This window comes from Luteibacter sp. P4_D7_3, assembly GCF_056401735.1.
In genome coordinates, this window is record NZ_JBFUIT010000229.1 from 1 (window position 1) to 6,676 (window position 6,676).

The following is a 6,676-nucleotide window of genomic DNA, read 5'->3' on the forward strand; positions in this document are numbered from 1 at the left end:
CCGTAAGGTTCAATGCCCTCGTTTCCAAGAAATGTCTCGAACTTCTTCGCCACAACGTCGAACTCAGGAGTGCCCGACGAAGCGTTGATGAATTTTCCCCACTGGGTATGACCAATGATGCCGGCCCTCCCGCCGCCACCAAGCTCCTCAGTGTAGGCAACGGCATTTTCGTAGTTGGCCTTCCCTGCACTGTCACGACCGGAGAAACCGACATAATCGTAACCCGGCGGTAACGCAGGAGGATGCGTAACCATCCTGCTCGACACAAACGTCTCGTAGCTGGATGTCACATCCGGGCCCGAGCCGGGCGACTTCAGGTAGTCGGCGACCCTCTGGATCTGATCCGGTGAAAGACTCTTCCCGTTGGAGACATCGGTGGCACCCCCCATCGTCGCGCGGACGTAGTCATCAAAGACGAACTGCGTCATGGCACCGACCGTAAAACGGGATGAGCCTCCAACCGTGTCTCAGCCAGGACCACCTGACCGTTAGCGAGACGAGGAAGATGGAGCGGAACGACAAGACCGACATCCAGTAACGCCGCGTCCTGGGTCAGGGCTACATAACGGACGATTTCGGTGTTAGTCGTGCGGCTTTCGAATACCTTGACGAGACCTTCCGCTAGTCGATGGATGAATTCGAAGTCATCGCCGTCGATACTAAGCCGCTGTTTCAGTTTCAACATCGAAGTGACGACGTCGGTCCGGCCCAGGTCAAGGGTGAAAAGGCGAACAGTCTCCCCTGCCTCTTCGATCAGAACGTGCAAACCAAAGAACCCGAGGCCGTGCCCCATGTCGTCGTTCTTATAGACCATGTATTGCCATTCGACTTCATCAGGCTTCGATGTGGGCTGCATCCGCGGCCGGTAGATCACCAAACCATTCGCGCTGTCGACGGCAGAGCCATGTGCGGCTACAAAGTGGAGAGTCATGGCATTKCTCGAAGAGATTCACGGGGATCGTAGCGCCTCGATGCGAGGCCTGCTGCACGACAACCGCGGAGCGAGATGCGTGCAACAAGATCTATACCATGGTTACTGACGCAGCCGGAGCCGATGAGGGCACCTGTTCGTCATGAGATCGCAACGGCAACAGCAACCACATCTGCCAGCACTGCTTATGACGGAGGCGAAAAAGAGCCCCGCATCCATGCGAGGCTCTTGCCTGGTTCAAGCCGCGGCTTGATCGAGCAATTGGCGGACGCTGTCTTTGGCATCCGACGCCGCCCCCGACTCGATGTCGATGCGGCGCGGCTTCATCGCCTCGGGGATCTCACGCTTGAGGTCGATGGACAAAAGGCCGTCAGCGAGCTTCGCCCCGGTGACCTGGACGTGCTCGGCCAGTTCGAAGCGTCGCTGGAAGGGCCGGGTCGCAATGCCGCGGTGGAGATATTCGCCCTCGGCTTCACCGTGGCGCTCGCCGCAGACGGTCAGCCAGTTTCCTTGCGTGGAGATCTCCAGATCTTGCTCGCGAAACCCCGCCACTGCCATCGTGACGCGATATTGATCGTCAGCGAGCTTGATGGAATCAAAGGGGGGATAGTTGTCAGCGGCCTGGCCGCGCGACGCGGCGGCTTCGAGCAAATCGAACATGCGGTCAAAACCGACGCTGGAGCGATGAAGGGGTGAAACGTTCAGAAGAGTTCGCATAACCATATCCTCTTGCAACATGGAATGAGTTCTCCGCTCGCCCCCGAAGCGGGCGAGGAGGCTGGTCCCGAAGCGGCCAGCGGTGAGTAATTTATGCAGCTAGAAACATTTTTCAAGAGGGCGGATTCAGACTTCGTTTAGCCATCCATTCGACAGCCGAGACTCGACGCTCGCATGCGACACCGATCGCAATTATGACTATGCAAATTCGGAAGATCGCGCAAAAGATGCGATTCGATCACAGCTTCCATGCCATCTTCGGGTTGATCACCTTGAATAAAGCGGCCATGGACGACGCAAGAGAAGGCTGGACCCTGACCGCTGCTGCGATGGCCCAGAGCGCCCTGGCGATGAATCTGGCGCTCCTTCATTCCGACCTGCCGGAAGCCCGCTTCCGGGCGAGACTTTTGCATTATCAAGCCATCTCTACCGGCGACCCGTCGCTTGAAGACGCCACCGCCCTGGTGGTGCAGCTTCTGGGGCTCCTGGGTCGACGCCCAGCCTGGCGTGCGTCGAGGCCATGCGAGCGCTGAGCAGGCAACTAGGCGAACAGCGTGGCGAGGGGGAGTGACTGCCCTCGCGCTCATCCTGGGGACGGTCGCTGCCGGTCTTGCATGTGAGCACGCCCAAGCACTCGTCACACTGAGGGGGCGCTCACCGCGGTAAGGTTGTTGTTTGGGGGCACTCATGCAAAGCCAAACGTTACCCGTGGTGGTTATCGGGGCGCCGGCCGGCGGCGTCGAGGCCTTGCAGCAACTGATCGGCGGGTTGCCGGCGTCGTTGGAAGCGGCCGTCCTGATCGTTTTGCACCTCCCCGCCCACGTCAAGAGCGACCTGGCATCCGTCCTTCAACGAATGACGCCCCTGCCCGTTTCGGATGCCCAAAACGGCCGCGTGCTGGAAGCGGGTCACATCTATGTGGCGACACCAGACCGGCATTTGCTTGTCACTCTGGACGGCATGCGCCTGACGCACGCGCCTAAGGAGTCGTGCTCTCGACCGTCCATCGATGCACTCTTTCGCTCAKCCGCCGACACATTCGGACCCAACGTCATTGGCGTTCTCCTATCAGGGATGCTCGACGACGGCACGTCGGGACTGTGGGCCATCAAAGATCGGGGCGGCGTCGCACTGGTGCAGGGCAACGTTCCGGCGGTATTTGCTTCGATGCCTGAGGGTGCCGCCCTACAGGTTGACGTCGATGCCGTGGTCCCGGTGCAACAGCTGGGGGAGAAGATCGCCGGACATGTAGCGCGGCTTACCGCCACTCCGTCCGTCTCAATGGAATCCCACTCGGATGCGCCGACCGAGGCTGACGCCGCGCTTAGCCCCGGGCGCCAGGACATGTCTGAGCTGATCCCTGTCGCTCCGTCCGCGTGCCCGGTATGCCACAGCAGCCTTGTCGCTGACCACGAGCCATCCACGCCACTCCCTCGACGACACGGAGGTCACGGCGCGACGGCTAACACGCTGCTATTGGATATCGGTGACGCCATCGATAAGGGACTCTGGGACACGCTGCGCGCCGTCGAAGAACGCGTGATGCTGCTTCGGGAAATGGCGTTGTCGGCAAAGGAGGCCGGAAGCGCAAGCCTGGCGGACGACTACACCACGCAGGCGAACGACGTGGTCGCAAAAGCTGAGCCGCTGCGAAGCATGGTCCTGACCACGAGTCCCTTCGGGCACGTCTAAGACCAGTGCACCTCGTGTATCACCTTCGCCGCCACGTCAGTTTGCCGCCTCAAAATTGCCATGCAGGGTCACTAGCTTCCATGTCTACCGACCACGCGCACCAGTCGAACGGTGCTCGACGTCCGGACGACATCGTCACGCCGCAGCGTGACGCCACAAGGGAGATGACCACATGGATCAGCATCACCGCACGCGCCGGCACTTCAGGCGCTCCTGGGCAAAGCCGACCTTTCTGTTCCTGGGCGTGGTGCTTGTCACCTCGGCGCAGGCAGCACCGCACTTTGTTACCTTCATCAACGACGCGGACCGAACGGTGACGTCCGTGGAGGCCGCTCCGGCCGGCACGCGCTATTGGCATGCCCTCGATCTTGGCGGACCACTGATCGGCGGAAGAAGCGGCCAGGCCACCGTCCGCTTCGACAGCGCGGACGTATGCAAGCAGGACCTCTCGGTGACTTACCGCGGATTGGCGCCGTTGACGATCACGGGGTTCGATATCTGCCGCACCGACCGCCTTTACCTGGGAAAGGCCCTGGCGAAGGCCAGGAATGTGGACGTCGACAAGGTCGAAAGACCTGTATCTGGTGACTCACGCCGTTGAGCGATCCGGCCAACGCGCCCGGAGCTGACCCGCTATCTCCAGAGCGCATGCTGATCCCGATTAGCGGGGGCTCCCATGCTTTGTCTATGATCGTGGCTTGCAAGGAGTGGACGTAGATGATCACTTACGCGATCGCGCCAGTCGTTTACGTCAGTCGCGCATGAGCCAAGTAAGGCTTTAATGGCAAGCAGTGCAAAGTACATCCTGCCTGCAGGATAGGTTCCTGCCATATGCTGCCAAGGCCCACTATTGGGTCTCATGGGGATGATACCTAGAACCCGATTCCACATACGCCCGTGATGAGCAGCGATATTTCGTATCGCACTGATGGCGTGGATCCAGTTGGCAAACACTGGGGAAGCGACGCCGAAGGCACCTGCTATCGCTTTCTTGTCAGCAGGATGCATCGCCTGGACAAGTTTCGATAACGAGCCAAATGACATGACCTCGCTTGCCATCCAAACGGGCACGCATGGATGCGGCGGTAGCGTGTACCTTTCTTTATAGTGACGAATGAAGGTTTCACGTGAACGCCGCACTTCATCTTCTACGGCAACGATCCAGGTAGCGTGCCAATTTTTATCGTATGCGACGTTGGCAGGATCGCTGTAACCGAAAGCGCCATAGCTGTGAGCCATTCGATAGGTGGCTGCCGTCCTCACCGCGACTTCAATGTTGCAGATCGCCTCCATAATCAGGGAGCGCAACACTTGATCGAATTCATAGCGTGCTACAGCCTCTTCGAAAGTAGCCCCCGCCTCGTAGGCGTCGCTTCCAGGCCTCCGAAATGGAAATAGATAGCCCATGAGTCGGTAGTAACCAACGCGCTCCAAGTAGTAGCTTGCGCGCACAGGGTCTGCAACGTGAAGGCCTCGCAGCTGAAGCTGCTGCAGCTGTGCTGCGTACGTGAGAGGACCCTTCCTGTACTGCACCGTCGCTCTGCTCCCTGCAAGCGCTCAAAAAAAACCCGCCTATTTGCGCGTACAACGATGTTCTGCTGCATAGGCGTGGCGGGTGTGTTGAGCAAAGTATCTCGGAAAGTGGTACTCGATTCAACTAATACGAGCGTTCCGTGGGGGCCAGAATACCAACAAAACAAGCCGAAAATATTTCGCTCACGCAGAATATCAATTCCTTATCAATGACTTGACCTTTTCCTCGGAGGGAGTGGCGACGTAACCCCCACACGGCGTACGCGACTTCCCCTACGCGCCGCGTACGCATAGTTCACAGTTTGGTGCACATCGAACCGAACGTTGAATCTCACGAGTTGCTCGCTGGCCGTTCGACTCCCTTCCGCTTTTTCTCGACCCTGCCCGTGGCTCCCGCATCGACGTCATGCGGCAGGACGAAAGAAAGCCCTTGTGAAGGACCCCGCACGTCGACCCAGACTCTCCGCGCACCTGAATTTCAACAACCCGGGTCCACGATGCGCCTTTCACCCCGGAGAACACCATGAAGGCTCTGACATACCACGGCTCGAAAGACGTGCGCGTCGAGACGATGCCCGACCCCACCATCCTCGCCGCTGACGACGTGCTATTGCGGGTGACAGCAACGGCCATCTGCGGGTCAGACCTTCATCTGTATCACGGCAAGATTCCGGAGACGAAGCACGGCGATATCTTCGGCCACGAGTTCATGGGCGTCGTGGAGGACGCGGGTCCGGAAGTGACCAACGTGGCCGTCGGTGACCGGGTGGTCATTCCCTTCGTCATTGCCTGCGGAAAGTGCTTCTTCTGTGAAAACGACCTCTTTGCCGCCTGCGAGACGACGAACCCCGACCAAGGGTCGAGTCTGCGCAAACGGTCCATGATGACGCCTCCCGCTGCCCTGTTCGGCTACTCGCACCTTTATGGTGGCGTGCCGGGCGGTCAGGCGGAATTTGTCCGCGTACCCAAGGCCAACGTCGGCCCGTTCAAGGTGCCGGGCAGTCTCCCCGACGAGCGCGTGTTGTTCCTGTCGGACATCTTGCCCACGGGATATCAGGCCGTGCTCAACGCAAAAATCGAGCGAGGCTCCACCGTTGCCATCTTCGGTGCAGGCCCCGTAGGCCTGATGGCCGCCGCCTGCGCAAAGATGTTGGGCGCGGAGAGAATCTTCATGGTCGACGAGGAGCGCTATCGCCTCGATTTTGCAGTCACGGCGTTCGACGTCATCCCCGTCGATTTCAGTTCGGTAGACCCCTCGGAGTTCATTCTCGAGCAGACCGCAGGCCGCGGCGTCGACGCCTCCATTGATGCGGTGGGGTTCGAAGCGAAGGGCAGCACGACGGAAACGGTGCTCAGCACGTTGAAGCTGGAAACCAGTTCCGGCGAAGTGCTTCGCCAAGCCATTTCTGCGACCCGGCGTGGTGGCGTCGTCAGCATCCCGGGGGTGTATGCCGGCTTCATCCACGCGTTCCTCATCGGAGACGCATTCGACAAGGGCCTCACCTTGGCAATGGGTCAGACCCATGTCCAGAAATATTTGCCGGAACTCCTTGAATTCATCGAAGACGGCAAATTACAGCCGGACATCATCATCTCTCACCGCATGAAGCTGGCGGACGCCGCAAAGGGGTACGAGATTTTTGACAAGAAGGAAGAAGACTGCCGCAAGGTTGTCCTCACCCCATGACCCCGCTCGACAAGCCGCTGAAGCGCGACACGGTCATCCTGTACCTCGGCACCACGTGACGCTCTGGGAACCTGGCGTCACTCCTCGACAGCATTGAGCCCTTCCCGGTGCTGAGT

At 59.5% G+C, this 6,676-nt stretch carries 8 protein-coding genes; 4 read left to right on the plus strand and 4 right to left on the minus strand.

Translation table 11 applies throughout. The annotated features are described in order from the left end of the window. The 3 genes from AC1DSN_RS16405 to AC1DSN_RS16415 form a co-directional block, all read right to left on the minus strand. A partial coding sequence (locus tag AC1DSN_RS16405; RefSeq protein WP_477331701.1) for a hypothetical protein occupies positions 1-428 on the minus strand: 428 nt, incomplete at its 3' end. Then, on the minus strand, positions 425-931 hold the full coding sequence (locus AC1DSN_RS16410; protein WP_477331703.1) for a hypothetical protein: 507 nt from the start codon (positions 929-931) through the stop codon (positions 425-427). The genes AC1DSN_RS16410 and AC1DSN_RS16405, both read right to left, overlap by 4 nt. A gap of 237 nt (positions 932-1,168) precedes the next feature. Beyond that, positions 1,169-1,648: an Hsp20 family protein gene (locus AC1DSN_RS16415; RefSeq protein WP_477297086.1), complete on the minus strand. Its 480-nt coding sequence runs from the start codon at positions 1,646-1,648 to the stop codon at positions 1,169-1,171. Positions 1,649-1,842: 194 nt separating this feature from the next. Here AC1DSN_RS16415 and AC1DSN_RS16420 point away from each other — a divergent pair, with 194 nt between their 5' ends. From AC1DSN_RS16420 to AC1DSN_RS16430, 3 genes are all read left to right on the plus strand, one after another. Continuing rightward, positions 1,843-2,181: a hypothetical protein gene (locus AC1DSN_RS16420; protein ID WP_477297087.1), complete on the plus strand. Its 339-nt coding sequence runs from the start codon at positions 1,843-1,845 to the stop codon at positions 2,179-2,181. 154 nt (positions 2,182-2,335) lie between these two features. Beyond that, positions 2,336-3,340, plus strand: a complete 1,005-nt coding sequence (locus AC1DSN_RS16425) for a chemotaxis protein CheB (protein WP_477331705.1) — start codon at positions 2,336-2,338, stop codon at positions 3,338-3,340. 172 nt (positions 3,341-3,512) lie between these two features. Then, positions 3,513-3,941 carry a hypothetical protein gene (locus AC1DSN_RS16430; protein WP_477297090.1) on the plus strand — a complete coding sequence of 143 codons (429 nt, stop codon included), beginning with the start codon at positions 3,513-3,515 and terminating at the stop codon, positions 3,939-3,941. A 32-nt stretch (positions 3,942-3,973) separates the two neighbouring features. Here the strand turns inward: AC1DSN_RS16430 and AC1DSN_RS16435 are convergent, their stop codons facing one another. After that, positions 3,974-4,747: an Abi family protein gene (locus AC1DSN_RS16435; protein ID WP_477331707.1), complete on the minus strand. Its 774-nt coding sequence runs from the start codon at positions 4,745-4,747 to the stop codon at positions 3,974-3,976. Positions 4,748-5,396: 649 nt separating this feature from the next. On the opposite strand from AC1DSN_RS16435, the gene AC1DSN_RS16440 reads away from it, so the two are divergent. Then, the gene (locus AC1DSN_RS16440) at positions 5,397-6,560 is read left to right on the plus strand and encodes a zinc-dependent alcohol dehydrogenase (RefSeq protein ID WP_477331709.1); all 1,164 of its coding nucleotides are present in this window, start codon (positions 5,397-5,399) and stop codon (positions 6,558-6,560) included. Positions 6,561-6,676 lie beyond the last annotated feature (116 nt).

Bases quoted from the DNA above. Each gene is read 5' to 3' on its own strand.
- AC1DSN_RS16410 (WP_477331703.1), bottom strand. From the start codon at position 931: ATGACTCTCCACTTTGTAGCCGCACATGGCTCTGCCGTCGACAGCGCG.
- AC1DSN_RS16415 (WP_477297086.1), bottom strand. From the start codon at position 1,648: ATGCGAACTCTTCTGAACGTTTCACCCCTTCATCGCTCCAGCGTCGGT.
- AC1DSN_RS16420 (WP_477297087.1), top strand. From the start codon at position 1,843: ATGACTATGCAAATTCGGAAGATCGCGCAAAAGATGCGATTCGATCAC.
- AC1DSN_RS16430 (WP_477297090.1), top strand. From the start codon at position 3,513: ATGGATCAGCATCACCGCACGCGCCGGCACTTCAGGCGCTCCTGGGCA.
- AC1DSN_RS16435 (WP_477331707.1), bottom strand. From the start codon at position 4,747: ATGGGCTATCTATTTCCATTTCGGAGGCCTGGAAGCGACGCCTACGAG.
- AC1DSN_RS16440 (WP_477331709.1), top strand. From the start codon at position 5,397: ATGAAGGCTCTGACATACCACGGCTCGAAAGACGTGCGCGTCGAGACG.